Origin of the sequence: Streptomyces ovatisporus, assembly GCF_042653885.1 — a bacterium.
GTDB classification, from domain to species: Bacteria; Actinomycetota; Actinomycetes; order Streptomycetales; family Streptomycetaceae; genus Streptomyces; species Streptomyces ovatisporus.
The window spans coordinates 676,227-698,441 of sequence record NZ_JBHSFH010000007.1 but is presented as its reverse complement, the minus strand read 5'-3'; the positions used below and the strand labels follow the sequence as shown (position 1 = coordinate 698,441).

At 69.5% G+C, this 22,215-nt stretch carries 21 protein-coding genes and 2 pseudogenes; 5 read left to right on the top strand and 18 right to left on the bottom strand.

Annotation, left to right across the window (positions count from 1 at the left end):
* Nucleotides 1-78 precede the first annotated feature (78 nt).
* From ACFPA8_RS16870 to ACFPA8_RS16835, 8 genes and pseudogenes are all read right to left on the bottom strand, one after another.
* Nucleotides 79-495 (bottom strand): GntR family transcriptional regulator, encoded by a 417-nt coding sequence (locus ACFPA8_RS16870; protein WP_386449191.1) that lies wholly within the window; start codon nucleotides 493-495, stop codon nucleotides 79-81.
* Between the two features lie 4 nt (nucleotides 496-499).
* Nucleotides 500-1,312 carry a hypothetical protein gene (locus ACFPA8_RS16865; protein WP_386449188.1) on the bottom strand — a complete coding sequence of 271 codons (813 nt, stop codon included), beginning with the start codon at nucleotides 1,310-1,312 and terminating at the stop codon, nucleotides 500-502.
* A 778-nt stretch (nucleotides 1,313-2,090) separates the two neighbouring features.
* Nucleotides 2,091-2,909: a hypothetical protein gene (locus ACFPA8_RS16860; protein WP_386449185.1), complete on the bottom strand. Its 819-nt coding sequence runs from the start codon at nucleotides 2,907-2,909 to the stop codon at nucleotides 2,091-2,093.
* Between the two features lie 212 nt (nucleotides 2,910-3,121).
* Entirely contained in the window at nucleotides 3,122-3,280 is a 159-nt protein-coding gene (locus ACFPA8_RS16855) for a pentapeptide repeat-containing protein (RefSeq protein ID WP_386449515.1), read from the bottom strand.
* A 14-nt stretch (nucleotides 3,281-3,294) separates the two neighbouring features.
* A pseudogene (locus ACFPA8_RS16850) lies at nucleotides 3,295-3,441 on the bottom strand (hypothetical protein); the annotation flags it as partial.
* A gap of 524 nt (nucleotides 3,442-3,965) precedes the next feature.
* Nucleotides 3,966-4,094 (bottom strand): annotated as a pseudogene (locus tag ACFPA8_RS16845) (tyrosine-type recombinase/integrase); the annotation flags it as partial.
* A gap of 49 nt (nucleotides 4,095-4,143) precedes the next feature.
* Nucleotides 4,144-5,652 carry a DUF4246 domain-containing protein gene (locus tag ACFPA8_RS16840; protein ID WP_386449182.1) on the bottom strand — a complete coding sequence of 503 codons (1,509 nt, stop codon included), beginning with the start codon at nucleotides 5,650-5,652 and terminating at the stop codon, nucleotides 4,144-4,146.
* Nucleotides 5,653-6,070: 418 nt separating this feature from the next.
* Nucleotides 6,071-7,555: an FG-GAP repeat protein gene (locus ACFPA8_RS16835; RefSeq protein ID WP_386449179.1), complete on the bottom strand. Its 1,485-nt coding sequence runs from the start codon at nucleotides 7,553-7,555 to the stop codon at nucleotides 6,071-6,073.
* 407 nt (nucleotides 7,556-7,962) lie between these two features.
* Here ACFPA8_RS16835 and ACFPA8_RS16830 point away from each other — a divergent pair, with 407 nt between their 5' ends.
* Complete coding sequence (locus ACFPA8_RS16830) at nucleotides 7,963-9,669, top strand: protein kinase domain-containing protein (RefSeq protein WP_386449176.1); 1,707 nt, start codon at nucleotides 7,963-7,965, stop codon at nucleotides 9,667-9,669.
* A gap of 110 nt (nucleotides 9,670-9,779) precedes the next feature.
* Here ACFPA8_RS16830 and ACFPA8_RS16825 read toward each other — a convergent pair whose 3' ends face one another.
* The 6 genes from ACFPA8_RS16825 to ACFPA8_RS16800 all read right to left on the bottom strand — a co-directional run bounded on the left by ACFPA8_RS16825 (nucleotide 9,780) and on the right by ACFPA8_RS16800 (nucleotide 15,322).
* Nucleotides 9,780-10,613: an alpha/beta fold hydrolase gene (locus tag ACFPA8_RS16825; RefSeq protein WP_386449173.1), complete on the bottom strand. Its 834-nt coding sequence runs from the start codon at nucleotides 10,611-10,613 to the stop codon at nucleotides 9,780-9,782.
* 223 nt (nucleotides 10,614-10,836) lie between these two features.
* Nucleotides 10,837-11,457, bottom strand: a complete 621-nt coding sequence (locus ACFPA8_RS16820; RefSeq protein ID WP_386449171.1) for a dihydrofolate reductase family protein — start codon at nucleotides 11,455-11,457, stop codon at nucleotides 10,837-10,839.
* A gap of 219 nt (nucleotides 11,458-11,676) precedes the next feature.
* Entirely contained in the window at nucleotides 11,677-12,942 is a 1,266-nt protein-coding gene (locus tag ACFPA8_RS16815) for a cytochrome P450 (RefSeq protein WP_386449168.1), read from the bottom strand.
* Entirely contained in the window at nucleotides 12,942-13,694 is a 753-nt protein-coding gene (locus ACFPA8_RS16810; RefSeq protein ID WP_386449165.1) for an alpha/beta fold hydrolase, read from the bottom strand. The genes ACFPA8_RS16815 and ACFPA8_RS16810 overlap by 1 nt, the downstream gene beginning before the upstream one ends.
* A 258-nt stretch (nucleotides 13,695-13,952) precedes the next feature.
* Entirely contained in the window at nucleotides 13,953-14,687 is a 735-nt protein-coding gene (locus tag ACFPA8_RS16805) for an SRPBCC family protein (protein WP_386449162.1), read from the bottom strand.
* A gap of 29 nt (nucleotides 14,688-14,716) precedes the next feature.
* Complete coding sequence (locus tag ACFPA8_RS16800) at nucleotides 14,717-15,322, bottom strand: ArsR/SmtB family transcription factor (protein WP_386449159.1); 606 nt, start codon at nucleotides 15,320-15,322, stop codon at nucleotides 14,717-14,719.
* A gap of 275 nt (nucleotides 15,323-15,597) precedes the next feature.
* On the opposite strand from ACFPA8_RS16800, the gene ACFPA8_RS16795 reads away from it, so the two are divergent.
* Both ACFPA8_RS16795 and ACFPA8_RS16790 read left to right on the top strand, forming a co-directional pair.
* Nucleotides 15,598-16,254: a DUF1707 SHOCT-like domain-containing protein gene (locus ACFPA8_RS16795; RefSeq protein WP_386449156.1), complete on the top strand. Its 657-nt coding sequence runs from the start codon at nucleotides 15,598-15,600 to the stop codon at nucleotides 16,252-16,254.
* A gap of 261 nt (nucleotides 16,255-16,515) precedes the next feature.
* Complete coding sequence (locus tag ACFPA8_RS16790; RefSeq protein WP_386449153.1) at nucleotides 16,516-17,766, top strand: pyroglutamyl-peptidase I; 1,251 nt, start codon at nucleotides 16,516-16,518, stop codon at nucleotides 17,764-17,766.
* A 274-nt stretch (nucleotides 17,767-18,040) separates the two neighbouring features.
* On the opposite strand, the gene ACFPA8_RS16785 is transcribed toward ACFPA8_RS16790, so the two are convergent.
* Nucleotides 18,041-18,523, bottom strand: coding sequence for an SRPBCC family protein (locus ACFPA8_RS16785; protein ID WP_386449150.1), 483 nt, complete (start codon nucleotides 18,521-18,523; stop codon nucleotides 18,041-18,043).
* On the bottom strand, nucleotides 18,520-18,891 hold the full coding sequence (locus ACFPA8_RS16780; protein ID WP_386449147.1) for an ArsR/SmtB family transcription factor: 372 nt from the start codon (nucleotides 18,889-18,891) through the stop codon (nucleotides 18,520-18,522). Before ACFPA8_RS16780 ends, ACFPA8_RS16785 begins: the two co-directional genes overlap by 4 nt.
* A gap of 189 nt (nucleotides 18,892-19,080) precedes the next feature.
* Here ACFPA8_RS16780 and ACFPA8_RS16775 point away from each other — a divergent pair, with 189 nt between their 5' ends.
* Nucleotides 19,081-19,593, top strand: a complete 513-nt coding sequence (locus ACFPA8_RS16775) for a DinB family protein (RefSeq protein WP_386449513.1) — start codon at nucleotides 19,081-19,083, stop codon at nucleotides 19,591-19,593.
* Between the two features lie 81 nt (nucleotides 19,594-19,674).
* On the opposite strand, the gene ACFPA8_RS16770 is transcribed toward ACFPA8_RS16775, so the two are convergent.
* Both ACFPA8_RS16770 and ACFPA8_RS16765 read right to left on the bottom strand, forming a co-directional pair.
* Nucleotides 19,675-20,289 (bottom strand): TOPRIM nucleotidyl transferase/hydrolase domain-containing protein, encoded by a 615-nt coding sequence (locus tag ACFPA8_RS16770; RefSeq protein ID WP_386449144.1) that lies wholly within the window; start codon nucleotides 20,287-20,289, stop codon nucleotides 19,675-19,677.
* 202 nt (nucleotides 20,290-20,491) lie between these two features.
* The gene (locus tag ACFPA8_RS16765) at nucleotides 20,492-20,692 is read right to left on the bottom strand and encodes a VOC family protein (RefSeq protein ID WP_386449141.1); all 201 of its coding nucleotides are present in this window, start codon (nucleotides 20,690-20,692) and stop codon (nucleotides 20,492-20,494) included.
* A gap of 69 nt (nucleotides 20,693-20,761) precedes the next feature.
* Here ACFPA8_RS16765 and ACFPA8_RS16760 point away from each other — a divergent pair, with 69 nt between their 5' ends.
* Nucleotides 20,762-22,111 (top strand): HEAT repeat domain-containing protein, encoded by a 1,350-nt coding sequence (locus ACFPA8_RS16760; protein WP_386449139.1) that lies wholly within the window; start codon nucleotides 20,762-20,764, stop codon nucleotides 22,109-22,111.
* Nucleotides 22,112-22,215: the final 104 nt, after the last annotated feature.

Sequence of the window (22,215 nt, the reverse complement as noted above, 5' to 3'; positions counted from 1 at the left end):
TTCCCGTCACCCGCTCCAGCGCAAAGCCCCAGGCCAGCGGCCCGGGGCTTGTTTGTTGTGCGGACTGTTCCCATGGTTCTAAGCGTCGCGTTCGCCGTCCGGCAGGTGCGAGGTGGTCAGGCGTGACGAGGGTGCCGCGGTGCCGTTGGTCATTGCCGCCTGGACGATGCGGATGGCCTCGTCGGTGTCGATGCCGACGCTGGCGATGACGGCGGCGTATTCGCGGGCGGCGCGGCGTGCCCGTTCGCGTCCCTGTTCGCCGGATGCGGAGACGAACGAGCCGGCCGGTCCGCGGGTCTCGATCAGCCCGGCTTCCTCCAACTGCCGGTAGGCCCGGCCGACGGTGTTGACGGCCAGGCCGAGGTCCGCGGCCAAGCGGCGGATAGTCGGCAGCTTGGTGCCCACGGCCAGCGTGTTGTCCTGTATCTGCCGGGCGAGTTGGGCACGGAGCTGCTCGAACGGCGGGGTGGGCGAGGCCGAGTCGATGACGATCATCGGTTCACCGGGACGCTTGTGGCGTGCCGCGCCGCCGTGCCGCCAGCCCGGTCCACACGGTGATCAGGGCGAGCGTGATGGCGCCCAGGGCGATGAAGAGACACCAGGCAAGGATCCACCAACCGGGCACGGTATCGAGCACCGAGGCGACGGGAAGGCACCACACCACGCTTGGTGTAGTGGCATCGCGGGCGTCCTCGACGCGCATGATGAAGTCGGTGGTCAGCGAGGCCTCATCGTCGGCCACGACCGGGTGCGTCAGAACATGGCGCAGTTGGACAACCATCACGACCGCGACCCCGCACAGCCCGATGAGCAGGACGAGTGCCCCATACCGCGTGGTGGAATCCAGCACGGTCAGGGCACCTATCGCCAGCAGCATCGCCCCCGCGAACGTGGCAACCGCGAACACGGCACGCGGCCAGCCCAGCACGGTGCGCCAGCCGGGCCGGACCGGATGGGCCGCCCGTCGCTGCAACGTCGCGCCGGCCCGCCGGTCGACCCGCCGCACCCGCCCGTACAGCAGCGACTGGGCCAGCACCAACCCCACCACCACCGCCATCAAGACCAGCAGCGACCAATGCCCGTACGACCCGGACTCGCCGGCCGCAGCGCCGATGGACCGGTCGACGGTGTAGATAAGGGCGACCGCGATGATGAACGCGGCCAGCAGGACAGCATTGGCCAGACGGGCACGTTGCCGGGCCGCAAGACGCGTGGCCAGCAACGGTGTCGGACGGACGTCGGTCAGGCCGTGCATGGCCAACCACGCGCCCGCCCCCTCCAAGTCCGCCGGACGCACCGACTGGTCAGTCATCGCCCAACCTTCCTTCATCATGGCTCTATGTCTCAAGTCTTGTCTCAACATGGTGCGTCAAGCATTGCGACAAGTCAACGAAGCAGTGCACACGGATCAGTTGCCTTGTACACACACGCCGCCGGAAGCAGCTGACCTCATCCGCATCTCCAACAGGGCATCGAACGCGTTCATGCGAGCGGCGCACACAGCGCTCAACGACCCCAGTGGGGCGGGCACTGCGTCACCGAGAACGCCTTGGCCGACGGTTGCCGGGGGCGGGGCACGGCTGGATGGACAGAGACCGGATCGCGGAAGTCGCTGTTGTTCCGGACGTCGTAGGCATGACGGCTGATGACGACAGACGGGTTGCTCACGAAGCTGGCTCAACCGGGCCCCGATGGGCCTCCCTTGGTGGCTGTGACCGTGCCGGGATCGTTCTTGATCACCGGACAGGATCCGGCGCCGGACAGCCGGGTGGTACCGACAGGACACCGTCATAGTTGGCGCTGATGCAGGGTCTGGTGACGCTGTCACCAACCCGTGCATCAGTCCCCGGGGACCGGGAAACCGGGTGTCACAGGGGCGAATCGATGGCCGAGACTCAACGCATGGACGCAGGAAGCGCAGTGCCCTTCTCGGTACCGCCGTAGGCTCCGCTGCAACCTTGGGTGCGGCGATACTGAGTGGCCGCTTGCAAGCACGGTCACAGCATGGGCAAGCAGGTCGCCACCTCTGACCACGCGGCTGCCGAACTCGCCGATTGAGCAATCACCGACCTCGAAGGCAACGACACGGATCATTGGGAGCTTGAGAAGCGCCACCGCAGCTCACGCAAGGTGTCGGCAGTTAAGCAAATATCAGAGACCAATTGGGGGAGGCCACTTTCAGTAACAACACGGATTATCGAATGCGATAATGAAGCGTCGGCAATTTTGTTGCGCCAAGCAACAGAGCCCATCGCAATCCGCTCAAGCTGCGCGTTTCCTTGCATGTCGAGCGTGCATTTAAACAGAGGGGAATCCACGACGATTATGGGCACCGCTACCTGCATCGCAAGGGCGGGAGAGAGCATGTTAGCCACGGCATAGGCAGCTTTAGATACACTGGTCATCGCACCGTATGCAACGTCTTCTCGACTTTTCCCCAGGCTTGAGCGTACCGCCGAATAGCCCACATCGTATTCCACACGAAACAGGGGCAGGGGTGCGTGGAGCAGGGAGTCCCTATTGAAAGTCAATCTTCGAGCAAATTCCTCCCATTTTGTTCGCGCCGATCGCAGAACGAATCTTTGTGCGATACAATCCACAGCGTCAATGTTCTCGCCGCCCGAGAAGATTATCCAAGGTTTTCCTGGGGAGCTCTTGCACTCGATTACAGGACAGAGAAATGAATGGTCGACTTCGAAGTCTCTTTCATGAAGTGGAATCCTGGCCACTAAATCAATCTCCCGGTGGCCGCCAGAATCTGAGTCGAAATAGTACTCGGACTGGCGTACGGCAAGTCCTCGACTCCGAAACGCTTCAGCAGTTCGCATTTCGAGCGGATATCCCTGGTCTGACAGCCAGGACATTACTTTGCGGGCGAGTGCGTCTTGCCCATCGCCGCTCTTTTCCATAAGATTCCTTTCCCCTTCTCTGTATTAGCTAGCACTTCATCGCTGAGTCCCTCTCCGTGACCCCACAAGCGATCCTCCGGCGCCCCCCAATATACTGGGCGATGCGAACATGGATATGTCGGCCGCTTGCAAACTCACCTGGGGGCTTCGTCGAAGACGACACCACGACGACAGCCCAACTGATCAGCGCTCAATCCCCACGCCTTGAAAAGTCAACACCGTCCAAGTTCGCGTCCTCGATGGGTGCCTGGCAGGTCTGCGCGTTCCAACTGAGCACCGACCAGGAAAGCTTCCTCAAGATTGGCCCCGCCCATATTGGCGCCCCTGAGCTGGGCACACCACCCAGTTCGGCGCCCTCCGGGTGGGCACAGGCCAGGTGTGCCCCTTCCAGATTGACACTGATCAGGTGCACATCCTTCAACTGGGCCTTAGGCAAGCTTGCGTCCCGCAGGTCAGGGTGGGTGAGATACCAGACGAAACCTCTCGCCGCACGGAGGTCGGCTGTCCAGAACAGTAAGAGCAGCCTGCACATGCTCTTCAGACCGGCGTTACTCGCCGTTTGGGTCAGCATCAGTCTCTACCCCGGACGCTGGAGCAGGCTGACGGATGTGGGCGGCAAGAACTTCCGTCACAGTTGCATGATCCTTCGCGGGAAAGTGCGCGCGCCAATCGCCTTGTTAGGCAGCCCGACCACCGCACCAGATGCGCGCCAGAAGAGGCGGTAAATCCCGGCCAACACAGGTTGTGGGAGGAGCCGTTCGGCAGCTGAACAGAGGCGTCTCCATGCAGGTCAGAACGCCAACTGTCCCAAGTTGCACGGTGATTGCCCAGCTCGGAGCGCGGGTTCGGTTCCCGTCACCCGCTCCAGCACAAGGCCCCAGGCCAGCGACCCCGGGCTTGATTGTTGTGAGGGCTGTTCCGGCCCTGCCGAACGGGTTCGTGCCCGCTGCGAGTCCGTAGCGTCGCCGGTCTCGCCGGTCCGACGCTGCTCGACGGCCTGCCGCTCGGCCAGGACGTCCATGCCGGGCGGCGATCTCACGCTGACGCTCAAGCGTCCCGCGTCGGCAGGGCGTGACCGGTGTGGCGAAGATCGTAGAAGCGGAAGCCTTGCGGCATCCCGACCTTGGCCCGGGTCCGACGCCACTTCCGGCCGAAGGAGCTGCGGCGGAACGGCGCCCCTTTCTCCCTGTCCCCCCGTGGTCAGCTCCGTCGAGGCGAAAATCAGTGAGGGTTTTCAGTGTTCGCAGAGGGAGAATTCTCGTTCATAGAGCTGCTCGTTGTGTTCGTCGACAAAGAACTTGCGTTCCTGCATGAGTTGTTCGCGGTAGTTCTCGGCCTGCTCAAGCGTCATGGTCGACGTGGCGGACCATGGTTGCTGCGGTGGTACCTCGGATGTCGAGACGATCTTTTGCGACGGGTCGACCAGGAAGAACGCGAGGATTTTGCGATGTCCCGGACGGGTGGGATCCGTGAGACGGAATGAGCCGACGCGGTGTTGCATGATGTTCGGGAACGCCAGGCAGCGGCCCGCCGGGGTGGATGTCGATCCCAGCACCTGGTTCAGTGCGTCTTCGTCCTCCAGGCCGTACACCTCACGAAGGCCGTTGTCGTCGTTCTGCTCGTAGTACGGGTCGTCGAGTGCCGCCCGGAAACTCAGCCGGCTTTCGGTGATGTTCTCACTGTCCCAGTAGTAGATACCGGTCGAGACGATCCGCTCGTTCATCATCCCCTCGACATGCCAGGAACCGCCGGGGTACTCGGGCTTGTCCGGGGTGAGATGAATCGTGGCGAGCTTGACGATGACCTGGAGACGACGGCCGCGCAGGTCGACTCGGGCGGACTCGTCGGGCAACTCGGGCGAGGTGAAGGCCGGGGCGTCCGGGATGACCGGGCGGCGGTTCTGCCACCAGTCCTCATGGGCCTCTTCCCATGCGCGGAGGGCTTCTGCGTATGCCCCGTCATCGCCGTAGGAGGACTTGTCCGGATACTCGGGCTCCGAGTCGTACCACCCGTAAGGATCCGCCTCGATCCGCAGGGGCCGCGGATGGCGCAGATCCGTGAGCACGTTCTCCAGCAGCGGGCGCAGGCTCGCGAACAAGTCCGGCAGGACGGAGGCCAGTTCGCGATGGTTCTCGGGGTGGACGTTGTTGACGTACGAACGGAAGGCGACATCGCCGTCGGCACTGACGTCGACGTCCGTGGGGAGCCACTGGAATCTCTCCGAGAACTCGTACTTCGAGTAGCGGTCCGCCGGGTTCTGCCAAGCGCTCTCGGGCGCACCGCTCACCTCTCTCACCAGGCAGAACAGCGAGGGGTGAACCAGATTCAGCACCTGTCCGCCGGATCCGGGATGCCAGTCCCTTTCTGCCTCGGGGACCTGTTCCAGAACCCGGACTGCCTCGCGCAGCCGGGATCTGAGCCTTTCGTCGACCAGCGTGTCCGACTGCCACACCCCGTCGACGGCGGACACCTCGATGCCGGTCCGTCCGTCCCGCAGCGCGGCGTAATGCCGGAGTTCGGCAAGCACGTAACGAACCTGCGCCTCGGTGAGGCCCTGGGCGACCGCTTCTTGCGTCCACCTGGCGACGATGTCGGCATCGTTCATCTTGTCGAACCACCCCGGCTTCGCCCGAAGGGCTGAGCTGCACCGCATCATCTGAAGTTCCCGCAGCGTTCTGGGGGTCGCGAACGATATGGAACGGGAAGCACGAAAGGGCAGCGGGAAAGCAGACAGGCCAGTCAATTCTCTTGGTCCTCCCAGGCGGCGTACAGCAGGCGGGAAGGCTACGTCAGCAGACTGACAGCGCAGCTGTGGCGGCCCCTTTCGCCGCTGGTCCGGGAGCCAGGGCTGCTGCGTAGTCGCGTGATGTCGGCGCCGGTGGCACTTACGTCCGGACGGCCTTCACCGAGAAGGCACCCTTCTCGGATACGGCCTTGAAATCGTTGCGGCCGCCCTGGCCCCGCTCCGCATCCCGTTCAGGGCAGTTGGCCCACCGCGCTCGACGAAGGAAGTCACGGGCGCCGCGGAGCTGGTCTGCCGGCGCTTCCGCGCCGCGCAGCTGCCGAGGTGTACGTCGAGTGCCCCGGGCGGGGAGGTGTCGGCCCCTCTCCCATCGGGCGGACCGACGCTGTGGGGGTGGGCACAACGTCCGTAGACGCACTCAGCGGCTGCTCAGCGGCTTGCCGTACTTGTGAGCCGTGGACAGGTACGGGAGACCGAGCGTGCGGGGCGAGAAGGCCGCCGAGCCGGCGGCCGAGCCGCCGGGGAGGAGCCATACGGCGCCCAGGGAGGCGTTCTCGCCGGGGGATCCGGCCGTGACATCCGGTACGCCGTCGGCGTTGGAGTCACCCGAGTCGACCGCCGCGCCGAAGGCGTCGCCCGCCTCGGCGACGCCCGGGACGCGGGGCGTGTCCTGGTTCCAAGTGGCGGCCGTGGCAGCGCCGTTGGCGTCGAGCAGGCCCTGAGCGCCGCCGTGGAGCAGCCATGCGGCACCCGCCCCCGATCTGCTTCCGATGGCCTCGCCGGGGGCGCCCGCGATCAGGTCGTCGCGGCCGTCGCGGTCGACGTCGGCGGCGGCGAGGGCTGCGCCGAAGCGGTCACCGTCCTCGGCCACGCCCGGGACGCCCGCCGTGTCCTGGTTGAGGGTCTGGGCGCGGCTGCCGAACGAGCCGCCCGCGGGGCTCCCGTAGTGGATGTGGATGCCGCCCCCCTCGGCGAGCATTTCGGGGCCGCACGGGTCGTCGATGTTCTCGTCGGCGATCTCACGGCATTCGCCGAGCGCCAGGTCGTCGTTGCCGTCGCCGTCGTAGTCGCCGGCGGCCAGCGCGGTCACCCCGGCGTTGTCCGTGTTCCAGAAGTTGGCCATCGCGGACCGGTCGGCGTCCCACTTCCACAGGCGCACGTGGGACTGCGTGTTGGGGTCGCCCGCGGTCCAGTACGCGACGGCCAGGTCCGCCGTGCCGTCGCTGTCGAAGTCGCCGGTGTCCAGGACGGGGGCGCGGCCGCCCATGGGGGCGGCGAGGACGGTGGTCACCATGCTGTCCTCACCCTGGATGACACGAGCGACGACCTTGTCCGTACCGCCGATCACGATCTCCTTGTTGCCGTCGGTGCCGTCGGTGCCGCCGGTCAGGTCGGCCGCCGCGACCGATTTGCCGTACGCAGCCGACGGAGACGGCCCGGTGAGGACCGTCGACCCCGGCCCAGGCCCGTTCTTCGAGCCGCCGACGGCGATGACCATGCCCGCGTCCGTACCGCGGTCGATGACATCCTCGCCGGGGACACCGGCGAGCAGTTCCGCGATGCCGTCCCCGTTGAGGTCCACCAGGGTCACGGATGCGCCGAAGCGGTCGCCCGCCTCCGGGGTGCCGGGAATCTCGGGAGTGGCCTGGGTGACACGGATGCTTCCGTGGGCGCCGAGGCCCTTCGGGCCGCCCCGGACGACGTTCACGTACCCGGCCTTGGCCTCGCCGCCGACGGTCCCGTCCGGGACGCCGACGGCGAGGTCCGCGTAGCCGTCGCCGTTGAAGTCGCTCGTGGCGGTACGGGGTGCGGCAGCGGTGGCGCCGGACGGGAACACGAACCCGGCGGTGGCCGCGACTGCGGTTGCGATGGCGTACGTCAGGATGCGGCAGCTGCGTGGCACGGAGGCCCCCACTCGGTCGACGGGGTGGGGGGTATCTGGTGTGACCGTCGAAGGGAGGAGCTGGTTGTACCGAATTCACGGGTGGTTGGCGCGGATCGACGCCGGGCGGGCGAGGACCTCGATGCTGCGGGCACCCGAGACCGCGACGCGGTCATCGCCGGGCCGACGCCGCCGGCGCAAAGCCCCAGGCCAGCGGCCCGGGGCTTGCTCGTTGCCCCAACTCCCGGCCTCCGCGTACGCGTTGCCCGTCCGCGCGAGTAGCCGTGGTGGCCACCTCCGCGAACAGGCAGCGGGGCAGCGCTCGTTGGCGAGCAGCAGACAAGCTCTTCGGCACCTGATTCCAGCCATACAGGCAGCGTTAGGGTACTTGTGCTGTCAGGACGTGGAAGCCTGATCAGCGGCGCGCGATGCCAGGAGGTTGTGTGGTGAGGGCCTTGGAGCCGGGGGATCCACGTTCCGTCGGGGATTACCGGTTATTGAGCCGCCTGGGAGCGGGTGGCATGGGCCAGGTCTTCCTCGGGATGTCCCCGGGTGGGCGGCGGGTCGCGGTCAAGGTGGTGCATCCCGAGCTGGTCCAGCAGCCGGAGTTCCAGTCCCGGTTCCGCCGGGAGGTTCTCGCCAACCGGCTGGTGAGCGGGGCATACACCGCCCCGGTGGTCGATTCGGACGCCGACGCGCCTGCTCCGTGGCTGGTGACCAGCTATGTTCCCGGACCGTCACTGCAGCAGGCCGTTGCCGACCGGGGGCCGTTCCCTCCGGAGACGGTGCTGGCCCTTGCGGCGGCGCTGGCCGAAGCCCTGATCTCGATCCACGACGCGGGCCTTGTGCACCGCGATCTCAAGCCCTCCAACGTGCTGCTCGCCGAGGACGGACCGCGTGTCATCGACTTCGGTATCGCGCGCATCGACGAGGCCAGCAGGATCACCAGAACGGGCATGATGATCGGCTCCCCGGGGTTCATGTCTCCCGAGCAGATCAACGGCGCAGAGATCACCCCGGCCAGCGATGTCTTCTCCCTCGGCACGGTTCTGGCCTACGCGGCGACCGGCATCAATCCCTTCGGCGAGGGCCCGGCCCACGCGATGGGCTACCGAGCCGTCTACACGGAACCCGACCTCGAAGCCGTCGGTCCGCCCGCCCTGCGCAGTCTCATCGCCGAATGCCTGGCCAAGACCCCCGAACAGCGCCCCGCCCCCAGGGACATCCTCATGCGCGCGGGCTTCGACGGCGGACTCTCCACGCTCCTCGACAACGAGGCCTGGCTGCCCGCCGCCGACCGCGTCCGCAGCTCCGAGCAGGCGATCGCCGACGCCGGCACCGTCACCAGGGACACCGCCGAGTTTCTCGACGCCCCGGCGAACACCACGCCCCCGATCGAGCCTGATCCGGAGCCGCGACGCGGCCGCCCCACTCGCCGCACCGCACTGCTATCCGCACTCGGCCTCGTCGTCGTCGCCGGTATCCCGACCGGCCTCTACCTCACACGCGAGGAGGTGCCGGATCCCATTGCGGCCTGGCCGCTCGACGAACGGTCGCGAGCCACCGACAGCATCGGCGGCAACGACGGAGTGGCGTACGGGAAGGTGCTCTGGGGAGAAGGGGACGGCGGGGCCCCGTTGTTCGACGGCCGGAGTGACATCGTCATCCCGGACAGGGTTGTGAGTACGGGGCCGGGCAAGGAATTCAGCGTCTCCGCGTGGGTGTACCTCAGCAGGACGCCCAGCTCGTTCGCCACCGCTGTCAGCCAGCCCGTCGGCGACACCAGCAACTTCTATCTGCGCTACTCGTCCACAGACGGCCGCTGGGCCTTCGCAGACAGGGACGGCGGTGCGACGTCCCGCGACCATCCCGAGATCTCGGCCTGGACCCACCTCGTCGGTGTGCGCAGGGGCGACGAGCTGCACCTCTACGTCGACGGGGTCGAGCAGCGGTCCCACAGGGCGGCTGCTCCCGCCGTCGGAACTCCCGGCGACAAGCTGTTCATCGGCCGCGCACGTGGTGCCGACGGCAAGGCCACCGATTGGTTCCCCGGGAGCATCAAGGACGTCCAAGTCTTCAACAAGGCGCTCTCCCCCGAGCAGATCAAGATTCTGGCGAAGCCGGATGGAGACTGACCGACGGAGCCGGGCAGGGGGTGCGGGCCCGTCCGACTTCGTCGCTGCTCCTGAGCGCGGGTTCGGTCCCGTCCCCGCGCCATGACGAAGGCCCACGCCAAACCTGTGCCTCAGTGACGCGGCAGGAAGTCGGCGATCTCCGCTGCTACGGCTTCGGGGATCACCGACGGCGCGAAGTGCGTCTGCCCGGGGAACGTCGTGAGTGTGACGCGGGGCAGTGCGGTCGCGAGCCGGTCGAGGGTTTCCGGCATCGGCTGCCAGGTGTCGGCCCCCCGCATCAGGAGCGTCGGCACGGTGACGGCGGACCAGCGCTCCACTTCCGCCGTGTCGGCGGCCATCGAGGCGAGGTCCCGGCACCAACCAGGCGCGTCCGCGGGCTCGTCGTCGGTCGGCTCAGCCACGTCGGTCGGCTCACCCTGGTCCATGAGGTCCAGGAGCGCGGCCGGGACGCGCGCCACCTTCTCCGCCAGTAGCCGGTCGGCCCGCCGCCGGTCACCCTGCGCGGTCAGCTGCTCGAACTCGTCCAGGACGGGGGCCAATTCCTCACCCGCCGCATAGAGCGGCGGTTCCCACAACACGAGGGAGCGGACCGGGAGCCCCGCTGCCGCGGCGTGCAGGGCAACCGTGGCGCCGTAGGACATGCCGGCCAGATGCACGGGGCGGCCGATGCTGTCGATCAGTGCTCCGACATCCCCCACTTCGTCGGCGAAACGCTTCCCCGACCGGCCCGACCCGCTCGGGGCGTACCCGCGCCTGGCCGGCAACCACAGCTCGAACCGGTCGGCGAGCTGTTCGGCGACCGGCTGCCAGGAGTGCAGCCCTCCACCGGAACCGTGAACCATAATGACCGGCGGCCCGGATCCGATCCGGCGGCAGCCGATGGCCGTCCCGTCGAAGGACGCGAACGACCCGGAGGATTCTGGCAACTCGACCGCGCTCGGCATGCCGGGACCGTTTCACGGCCTGTCCGGACCGATCCACTGAATTTCCCGGCTGGCCTTCCCCGGTATCGACCGGCACAGCCGGAACCTCGACGTCGCCGTGCTCGCGACGCCTTCGACTTGTCCGAGCTGCCAGTTCCCCGTCGTCGTCGAACCGGAGGTCCTGAACCTCGGACGAGTGTCCTCGAAGCTTGAGCGGCAGCCGCGAGTGGCACCACCCCTGCTCTCAGGACAGCACGCGATACGTCACGTGCGTGACCGAGTTCGCTGCTCGCGACTCCACCTGCTCGAGGTTCAGCGACGGCACACCGTCGAACAGCCGTGTGCCGGCGCCGAGCGTGAACGGCACGATGTGGAGCCGCAATTCGTCGATCAGGCCTGCGGCGAGGTACTGGTTGACGGTGGTCGCGCCCCCGTGAATCGACACGTTGCGGTCCCCCGCCGCCTCGCGAGCCTGCCGCAGCGCGGATTCGATGCCGTCGGTGACGAAGTGGAACGTGGTGCCGCCGTCCATCGGCTGCGGGTCGCGCGGGTGGTGGGTGAGCACGAACACCGGTGCGTGGTACGGCGGATCGTCACCCCACCAGCCCTTCCACTGCCGATCCCACGCGCCGCGTACGGGGCCGAACATGTTGCGCCCCATGATGAACGCGCCCGCCGCCGCCAGCCGGTCGAGCTCGGCCTGCCGCTGCTCCGGGGTTTCGAACATCCAGGCGTGCAGCCTGTCCCCCCAGCCGTCGCCGCCGTCGTCGCCGAACGGGCGCTGCTCGGCCTGGTTGAGCCCGGCCGAGTATCCGTCGACGGAGATCGAGAGGTCGCAGGTCACCCTGCCGGAACGTGTGGTCACTGGGCCGTCCTCCTGGTGGCGACCTTCCGTCGCCCTCGCGGTGAGCGGCCTGATCCGCTCAATGCTGGGAAGACCGCTCCGGGCCCGCGAACTCATCGCTAGGGCCGAAGAGCCGTTGTCGGCACCCCTCGACGGGCCGCAGCCCTGAACGCGGTCCACCCCGGCGGACCCCCGTCCATCCGGCGCCCGTTGGTCCCTCGCCTCCTCCTCCGCCGCCGGTCAGCGGTGCGGCCGAGCCCAGCGCACCGGCAGATGCGTGATGCCGTTGATGAAGTTGGAGCTCAGGCGGACCGGCGAACCGTCGAGTTCCAGCTCCGGCAGGCGGGTGAGCAGCTGGGTGAAGAAGATCCGCATCTGCAGACGGCCGAAGTGCGCGCCGAGGCACAGGTGAGGGCCCTGACCGAAGGCCAGGTGGTGGTTGGGCGTGCGGGTGATGTCGAACCGGTACGGATCGGGGAAGGCGCGCTCGTCGAAGTGGGCGGAGGCGTGGTAGACGACGACCTTGTCCCCCTCGTCGATCCGCTGTCCGCCGAGTTCGGTGTCCCGGGTGGCGGTGCGGCGGAAGCTGAGCACCGGCGGGTGCCAGCGCAGCATCTCCTCGACGGCGGTGGGCACGAGGCCGGGGTCGGCGCGCAGCCGCCGGTAGGCATCGGGATGTTCCAGGAGGGCCAGGACACCACCGGGCAGGGCGCTGCGCACGGTGTCGTTGCCGGCGATCACGACGAGGAAGAAGAACATCGCCAACTCGTCCCCGGTCAGGGGGCGTCCGTCGTCGAGGGTGGCGGTGGCCAGCGCGGTCATCAGGTCGTCGGCGGGGTGGCTGCGCTTGTGCCGGGCGAGTTCGTGCGCGTAGTCGAACATGTCGCGCAGCATCGCGGGCGAGCGCGGGTCGACGGGCCGTCCGTCGGCGTCGCGTATGACCTCGGCGTGTTCGGGGTCCTGGTAGCCGATGACCCGGTTGGTCCACTTCAGCAGCAGGCCGCGGTCGGTGGCGGGGACGCCGAGCAGCTCGGCGAGGTTGGCGAGGGGGAAGTCGTCGGTGACTTCGACGGGAAGGTCGCAACTGCCGTGCCCCGCAACGGAGTCCAGCAGGGCGGTGGCACGTGCGGTGATCTGTTCGGTGAAGCCTTCCAGGCGCCGCCGGGTGAACACGGCGGCAGCGAGGCGGCGGATCCGGCTGTGCTCGGGCGGGTCCATGTTGAGGATCATGCGCCGGATGAAGTCGAGGTCGTCGGGGGCGGGGTCGCGGATCTGGGTGGCGCCGAGCCAGGACGAGTACCCGGCGGGGTCGCGCAGCACGTCGCGGACGTCGTGGTAGCGGGTGACGGCCCAGTATCCGGGTCCGGCGGGCCAGTCGAGCACTTCGTGCTCGTCCTGCCGGCAGACCGGCGCGTCGTCGCGCAGCAGGCGGAAGCTGTCGTGCGGGATGCCGCGTGCGAACACGCGGGGGTCGAACACGTCGGGGATCTGTGTGGGGGCGGCCATCAGTGCATCCTGAGGAAGCGCTCCACGCTGCTGATGAGAGCCACCGGGGACTCGTCCATCGCGTAGTGCCCGGCGTCGGGGAATGTCTCGAGTTCCAGGTTCGGGTACCAGGCCCCGAACGTCGCCTGCATGGTCTCGGGGCCCAGCGCCGGGTCGTGCCGCCCGGCGATCACCAGGACCGGCACGTCGCCGCCCTGGATCTCGGTGTGGAAGTCGGTACGTGCCCAGGCAGGCAGATAGGCGGCGAACGCGTCGCGGTCCGAGTTGTCCAGCGAATGCCGCACCATGGCGTCCAGCCAGGTGCCGGTGAGCCGGTTTCCTGTGGTGAAGTCGATGATCGCGCGGCGGCTTTCGGGACTGTCGGCGGCGCTGGAGAACAGCTGCCAGCTCTGTTCGTCGAACGGCACACCGCCGGCGGGCACCGGCGACACACCGGCGAGTGCCCGCACCCGCTCGGGCGCGTCGGCGTACACCCGTTGCATGACGGATCCGCCCATCGAGTGCCCGAGCAACGAGAACCGCTCCGCCCCCAGTTCGTCCGCCGCCGTCAGCACGTCGGACGCCGCCTCGGCGACCGAGTACCGCCCGGTCTCGCCGCGACGCTCGCCGTAGCCGCGGTAGTCCAGGAACACGTAGCTGAACGCCTCCTGATCAAGGTGGGGCAGCACCGCCTGCCACGACCGCGACGAGCCGAACCAACCGTGCAGAACCAGCACGGTGTGTGCTCCTGTGCCGACACGCTGAAAGTCCATGTTCCGTCCTCCGCCGCCGAGTTGGTGAGCTCGCTGCCGGGTTCCCGGCGAGCTTAGGACCGGGGACCCCGGTCCAGGAACACGGCGCCATGCGCGACGGCTGTCCCTCCGACCGCGCTTTCCGGCGAACGCGGCACGGTCGCCCCTGGCCACCAGGCGGAGGATCGCCCTCGTACTGGGCGTACTCGGGCGACTCCGACAACGCAGCAGATGGGCGGGCCGGGCGTCGCGAGCCCGCGAAGACCCGAACGACGTGCCCTAGGCGTAGATGCCGTCCAGCCAGGCCTGCCAGGCGGTCTCGTCCGCCTTGGCGTCGGCGTCCGGTGCGAAGTTGTGCACGGAGATGCCGACCGGGGCGCCCCAGTGGTTGCGTCCGAAGAAGCGGATGAGGGCCTCGTCGGTGCGCAGTCCGATGAAGTACGGGTTGAGGAAGTCGACGACGGCGTCCAGGAGTTGCCCCGCGGGCCCGCGGGCCTGTACGCCCGTGCCCTCGGCGGTGCCGGCGGCGAGGCCGAGGGCACGCCCTACGGCGGCGAAGGCATCCGGCGCCGTCGAGGCGTCCGGTCCGTCGAGCGTGGAGAACGCCACCGGGCGGGAGGCGAAGTGCGTGAGGTATTCGCGCAGGGTGTGCAGGTAGAAGTCGGTGTGCTTGCTCGCGCCGTCGTACTGGTCGTCCCAGTTGTCGGTGAAGATGCCGCTGTGCACGTACCGCACCCAGGCACGCCGGCCGCCGTCACGGGGTTCGATGGTGTGGTCGAGCTGGTTGAGCGCCAGGGTCGGGATGATCTCCTGGAGGTTCTCGGCGCGGACAGCGAAGTGGTGCGGCGGATCCCAGGCCGTGACGGTGTGGCCCATGCCGGCGGAGCCGCCCTCGCGCGGCTCGGGCTCGCTCGGCCACTGCCAGCCGGCGGTGCCGGTGGTGATGGCGTCCCACACCTGCTGCGGCTCGGCGTCGACCTCGAACTCGCGGGCGATCTCGAATTCCTCTGACATGGCAGGCTCCTTGAATGTGCTTGGTCGTACTAGCGAGTGAGTGCGGCAGAGCGCGGTCCGGCCGCGGGGTGGACGGCAACGACGATCCGGTGGTCCCGTCCGCCGCCGACGTCGGCTGTGTGGTACTTGCGGATCAGGGCGCCGACTCCTGCGGTCAACTCCTGGACGAACGCAGCCCGTTCGTCGGCCGAGGCGAAGCACACCTCGCCGTCGAGCGCGTACGTCGCCAGCCGTTTGCGCGCTTTCGCCGCGCCCGTGATCAGCGCGCCCACATCCCGGACGAGCCGGGCGCCGAGCGCGAGCAGCCAGCGCGCGGAGAGCTGGTCCCGGAAGCGGTCCGGGTCGGGCTGCACAGCGGCGAGAGCGAGCGGCGAGATGACGTACGAAGCAGCGGTCGCCCGCATGAGCCGCTCGGTGACGTTGCCCTTCCGGCGCTCGCCCGCCAGCTCGACCAGGCCGTGGCGCTCCAGCGACCTGAGGTGGTAATTCACCTTCTGCCGGGGCAGCCCGACCTTCCCGGCCAGCATGGCCGCCGACGCGGGGCCGGCCGCCAGTTCGGCAAGCAGCCGGGCGCGGGTCTGGTCCAGCGAGACGGCGGCCGCCGCGGGGTCCTCGATCACGGTCACTTCCAGCATGACCCCAAGGTCCCACCGAAAACTTATTTTGTCGAGACGGGTCGAGTTTTCGGCAGCCCCGGCCGGGGCGCGGCAAGCATTCCGACGCCGGAGGCGGGCGCCTGCTGCCACCGCACCCCGTTGGGCCCCAACCCCGGTGTGACGGACCGTCGCTGACTACCGCCTCGCCTCTTGAGCGGGCCTGGCCGGGACCCATGTCGCCCTATAGCGTGGGCCTTCCGGCCGCGCCACCGGCGGCATCACGCGAGACGCCTCGACAGGACCAGGACGGAAGCATGCCGGGAGAGATTTCGCCCACCGGGGAGCACTCCGGCCACGGCTCGCCGCCCGAGCTGCGGGCCTCTCATGCGGACCGGGACCGGGTGGTGGACGTGCTGCGCGTCGCAGCGGGGGACGGCCGGCTGACCGCGGCCGAACTGGACGAGCGCCTGGAGGCCGCCCTGTCGGCGCGCACCGTCGGCGAACTGACCACGCTCACCGCTGACCTGCCGCCCGTACCGGGTACGGTCGGCGCGACTCGTACAGAGGTCAAGGACGTACTCCGGATCGACCAGACGCACAGCACGGTCCGACGCGTGGGGCGCTGGGTGGTGCCGCGGAGGCTGGAACTTGCCCTGACATGGTCGAAGATGACACTCGACTTCACCCAGGCAGTGATCACGCAGGACACCCTGCGGATCGACATGGAGATGTACGGCAAGACCCTGACGCTGATCACGAAGCCGGGCATCGTGGTCGATGCCGATGCCCTGACACTGGCCCACAGCAAGGTCGACTACCGTCGCGCTCCGGCGGATCCTGACACACCGGTCATTCTGCGCGTGGAGCTGGCCGGCAAGAAGGTCCACGGCCGCGTGGTGGTACGGCCTCAGCGCCGGACATTCGGACAGTGGCTGCTGCGCAGGCCCAAGTCCCTGCCGGCAGGCGGCTGACCTGACCACCGCCGTGGGCTTGTCCGCCTGGTCACGTGACCGCAACTGCCCGTTGCCCGTTGTCCGTTGTCCGCTGCCCCGGCACGGGAGAGGCAGGCCGGCGGCTCGGTCTGCCGACACCCCTCCCGGCCACGGCGCCGCCACCCCGGCCTCCTGGCCACGACACCACCACCCGGGCCGTCCGGCCCCGTGCACCTGCCTGTCACTCCACCCACCTCTCACCCTCGTCCCGGTCGACAATGCCAAACGGAGGAGATCCGGATGCGCAGACTGCGCGTACAGCTTGCTGCCATAGTCGTCGTGAGCATGGCTTTGCCCGTAACGCCCGCGCTGGCCGAGCAGCCCGCCGGGTGTACTGACGCCTCGGTGCCGCTGACCGTGGAGGAGCGGCGCTCGGCGGGGCCCGTACCCGAGGAGATCCTGCGGCGTTCCGGCTTCGACTCGGTGGCTTCCAGGTTCACCCGGGCTCTGTGCGGTGCGAACTCCTACCGTCAGGCGCGGGAGATCGTGGAGCGGCATGGTCAGCGGCTGTGGCAGCGCGCGGTGGAACGGGCCCAGGGACGCGGTCCGGCGGGCGGGGACCTGAGCCGCGTGGACGACCGCCCGCTGTACTGGGCGCGGTTGGGGATGACAGGGGCGCTGCGGCAATGGCAGCCCGGCTTCGAGCTCTCCGACGCCCGGCGCACGGCACTGCGTGACCGGCTGGAGCACAGCTCGCGTGGTCACGACGCCATCGGCTTCCCGGGCGGGAGGGAGGAAGAGCTGAAGCGAGTGCTGGTCACCGGCTTCGACCCGTTCACGCTGGACGAGGACATCCGGATCAGCAATCCGTCCGGGGCCAGTGCGCTGGCGCTCGACGGCACGGTAGTGCGCACCAAGGCGGGCCGGGTCAGGATCGAGACGGCCGTGTTCCCCGTGCGCTGGGCGGACTTCACCAACGGAATGGTCGAGCAGGCGCTGGGGCCGCATCTGCCGGAGGTGGACCTGTTCGCCACCGTCAGCCAGGGACGTCCCGGCCGGTTCGACATCGAGCGCCACAACGGGGCCTGGCGGGGGACCTTCCCCGACAACGACAACATCTCGGCCCCCGGGACCGTCCCCGTGCCGGACCACCCCGCGCAGCCTCAGTGGACGACCACCACGCTTCCCCACCAGGACATCGTGTCCGCCCCGACGGGCCGCTTCCCGGTGCAGGACAACACGGAGGTGGTCGAGATCCCGGCGGGCGAGAGCGAGCCGGTGACGCGGCCGGACGGTCCGACCGAGGGCTCCACCGCGCGTGAGGGGGGAGGCGGGGACTACCTGTCCAACGAGATCGCCTACCGTGCGACGCTGCTGCGCGACCGGCTGGATCTGGATATTCCCGGCGGCCATGTGCACACCCCGGTCCTCGAGTTCGGCTCGGAGAACACCGACCCGGCCACGGGCACGATCACCGACCCGGAGTTCCTCCAGAACCGGCAGGACATCATCGATCAGGTCCGTTCGATCATCCGGGTAGCGGCCGGGTAGCGGCCGGGTAGCGGCCCGGCAGCGGCCGAGCACCGGCACCGTCCTGCGCGATGAGGCAGCGGGACTGCAACTGCACGTGGCGGCCGGCAGGCCGCGGGCACGGCACGGCAGGCACATCGACCGGGATACGCCCTGCCTGTCGGCGTGGCACCTTCCCCGGTGACCGGCGTCCCCCGGCCGCCGCGATCGGGGGCGCCGGTTCACCGTGCCGCGCAGCGCACGGCATCCCGCCGGGGCCCGGCCGGACGCGGCAAGCGTCCGGCCGGGCACGGCACTACTCGGCGAACTGTCCGGCGTAGGCGGCCAGGCAGTGGTCCCAGCCCTGCGGGGAGTCCACACCGCCGCGCACCGCGGGCGCCCCGGCGCCGTGGCGCTCGAAGTGCCGGTGCTCGAGCTCCACCCTGGTACGGCCCTCGCCCTCGGCGAGGAAACGCACCTCGACCTCGCTGGCGTGGGCGGGGTCCGGGTCGTACTGCCACTCGCCGTCCAGGTGCCAGGCCAGCACCAGCCGGTCCGGCGGCTCGTATGCGAGCACCTTTCCGGTGTCGCACTCGCTGCCGTCGACTCCGACTTCGTACCAGCGGCCGCCGGCCCTGGACTCGATGACGAAGTCGGCCATGTCCACCTTGCCGATGTGGTACTCCCGCGGCCACCACGTGCCGAACTGCTCGGCGAACACCTGGAACGCGCGTTCCGGCGCGGCCGCGACAGTGATCGTCTTGCGTACGGAGTCCTGCGTTCTTGTGGGCTCGCTCATGATTTCTGTTCCTTCATGGGTTCGGGGCGTTCTCGTGCGTCTCGTTCCGCTTCCGTGTCCTGCTCGACCGCCGCCGCGAAGGCGGCCAGCGCCTGGTCCCACATCCGGTCGAGGTACTCACGCATCGCAGCCACAGCGGCCGGCCGGGCGCGGTACACCCGCCGGGTGCCCTCGGCCTGGCCGGTCACCAGCCCGGCCTCCTTGAGCACCTTCAGGTGCTGGGAGACGGCCGGGCGGCTGACGGGCAGCAGTTCGGCCAGCTCGACCACGGGCTTCGGGGCCGCGACGAGGCTCTCGAAGATCGTGCGCCGGGTCGGATCGCCCAGGGCTTCCAGCGCACGTCCGCCGTCTACTTGGTAAGTCTCCACTAACGGTAAGCTAGCACTTACCAAAGCTTCCCGCCATACGCCGGCGCCCGAGCTTGCCGGCCTCGACGAGACCACCCGCGTCCGCCGGTACACCTGGATATTCGCTTGCACGCCGGGCCGCTGCTCTGGATCGTGAACACGGTGAGCGACGCACCCGAGCGGTGGAGCCAGGCAAGCGTCCACCCCGACATGTGGGCGGACCCCGACGAGGATCCCCGCAACAACGACGGAGCCAGCCCGGACGGCGAGCTGGCGACTCTCCAGGACTTCCTGGCGAACTATCGGCTGACCCTGCGGATGAAGTGCGAGGGGCTGGATCCCGGGCAGCTGGCGCGCAGGTCGGTGCCGCCGTCGACCATGTCCCTGCTGGGTCTGGTCCGCCATCTTGTCGAGGTGGAGCGCGACTGGCGCAACTGGATTCTGCCGGGGGACCCGGCACCGAAGCTGTACGGAGCGGGTGATGCCGACTTCGAGGGTGCGGTTGCGGAACAGGCCCTGGTCGAGGACGCATTCGCCGATCTTGCTCGCGAACAGGCGGCAACCGATGCGGCGCTGGCCGGATTCCCGGACCTGGGCGCGCGGGTGGGTCGGGACGGCATCGCTGTCCGGGAGCTGTGGGTGCACCGGATCGAGGAGTACGCCCGCCACTGCGGGCACGCCGATCTGCTGCGCGAACGCATCGACGGCCGGGTGGGGCAGTAGCCGCCCGGGAGGCACGAAGCAGAGCCCGTCCTTCCCCCGGGCAGAGCCGGGTCCTCGGCCGGGACGGACGTCGCCCGGCGGTCAGAGACTGGTGAGCAGGCCGTCGAGCGGGGCGGGTATGCGGTCGGGGTCGAGGGCCTCGACGAGGACGCGGCCGTAGCGGATCTTGCGCCCCTTCTTCGTGCCGAGGAAGCGCCGCAGCTGCTGCTGCGAGGTGCGGCCTTGCTGGGCGGGCTGGCGCAGGAAGGTCTTCAGGGCACGCAGGTCGCCCTCCGCCCGGACGAGCTCCTCCACCCGTGTCACGCCCAGTGCGCGGATGAGCTCGTCCTCCAGATCCGCCGCACAGACGAAGAACCCGTGGGCCGAACCGGCCTGCTCCAGACCGCGGGCGTAGTAGCGACGCTCCGCCTCGTCGCACAGTCCCGTGAGGCGGAGGCCCAGGCCGGACGGCCCGAGGAGGCGGGCGAAGCGCCCGACGCTCATCGCACCGCCCATCGGCAGGACGCAGACTCCTTCGGCCGCCAGGTTCCGGCCGCGGCTCGCGGCCAGTGCGCTGACCGCTTCGGCGTCGCTCGGCCCTTCGAGCAGGACGGCTGTCCGGACGGGCAGTCGGGCGGCCAGCTCGCGCGCCGGGCCGCCGGGCCCACCGGCCGCCCACGCGGTGACCGCGTCGCGGAACGTCCCCATGCCGGCCATGAGAGGAGTCTCCGCCCTTTCCGGCCGCCACGGTAGGGAATTTCCGCCCGGCGCATTCACCGGCGGCGCCTGCGGCCGGTGGTCCAGGAGGCGCAGACCGGCGCAGGCAGGGCGGGACCGTCACCCCGGTCGGGCCAAAGTCCGGTGACTGGTCGTCACCGCGAGATCCTTCCTCCCGGGCTGGCCCGCCCGGGCGCCACCGTCACGACGCCACGGGGCTCTCGATCAGCGTGACGCGATTGCCGTCGGGATCGTGCACAGCCGCGAACCGCACCTTCCGAGCGCCCGGTTGCACGTCACCCGCCTCGATGCCCCGCTCCGCGAGCTCCGCCAGAGCCTCGTCCAGGTCCGGCACGGCGAGGTTCAGCAGCGTCGACCCACTCCGCCCCTGCCTGTCTGTCATCGCCTTGCGCCTCCGCTCCGGGAAAACCCGTTCGAGCATGCGCACGGCGTGCCCGTACCCTGCCGGACCATGCCGTACGAACCGACGCAGCCGCAGCCGGATGCGCCCGCCCATGAGTGGGTGCGGTACGACCTGTCCGTCCGTCGCGTGCACGACTGGTTTCCGCAGCCCGGCACCGCGCCGGAGCGCGTACGTGCACAGTCGGTGGCGCTGTGCCACGGCGACGGGCGGGTGCGGGAGGCGGCACTGCGCAGCGGCGTACCGGACGGGTTGCTCCCGCTGGTGATCCTTCGCTGCGCCGACTGGGCAGAGCCGGTCAGGGAGGCTGCTCGTGACGTACTCGCCGAAGCCTCCGGCGGGGCGCTCGTGGCCGTTGCGGACACCGTGCTGCGGTTGTCGGCACGCCGGCACGGCGGGTACGCCGCGGAGTTGCTGGAGGCCCGGCTCGCGGACGGCGAACAGGCGCTGCGGCAGCGGGCGTTCACCCACCGCTCCCGTCGGGTGCGCCGGTGGGTGTTCCGGCTGGCCGCGGACGGCGGATGGCTGACGTCGGCGGGTTTCGCCGAGGCCGCCGTCCGCGACACCGATGTGATCGTCCAGGAGGTGTGCGCGGCTGCCGCACTCGCCGCGAATCCGGTGCCGGAGGACGTACACGACCGTCTCCTCGCCGCACGCGCCACCCGCGTACGCGCCGCCGCCGTGACCGCGCTTCGCAGGTCGCACCCGTGCAGGTCGCACCGGCACCTGAAGGCCGGGCCGCTGCTGAGCGACCGCGCCGCCTCGGTGCGTGCCTGCGCGCAGTGGGTGGTCCGTACAGCTGACGGGGAACCCGTGCATCACTACCGCGCGCTGCTCTCCCAGGGCAGGGAGGTGACGAGCGGCGCCGTCGCGGGGCTGGGCGAGTGCGGCGGCAAGGACGACGCGGCACTGCTTCGGCCGCTGCTCCAGGACCCGCGAACTGCCGTACGCGCAGCGGCAGTCGGGGCCCTGCACCACCTCGGGGCGGTTGACCACGTGCGCCTCGCACCGATGCTGGACGATCCGTCGCCCGCCGTCGTACGGCGCGTGGTCGCGGCCCTCGAACCGGACGCGTCCGCGCTACCGGCCGGCGATCTCCGCACGCGCCTGGCGGCCGAGCGCCCCGCCCACGTCCGCCGCGCCGCCCTGCGCCTCCTGACGGCCGGCAGCCGCGGGCTGACGCCGCTCCGCGCAGCGCTGACGCTCGTCGAGGACCGGGACCCGGCCCTGCGCGCCCGGGCCCGCGCACTCGCCGCACGCTGGTCACCACCGGACGCGGCGGCGCTCTGCGCGGCGCTCCCCGCGGCCGAACGCGCCCTGCTCGCAGCCGAGTTGGACCGGGCCGCTCCGTCCCTCGGCCAGGTCACGGTCCGCCTGGTGCGCCTGATGCTGCGGCTGTGAGCGTTCGCGGCACGGTGCGAGTGCCGACAGGGAACCCGGTGACGCAGGGAGGGCTTGAGGTTCCGAGCGGCGGACGTACCGGGCGGACGTACTGGAAGGGGCCG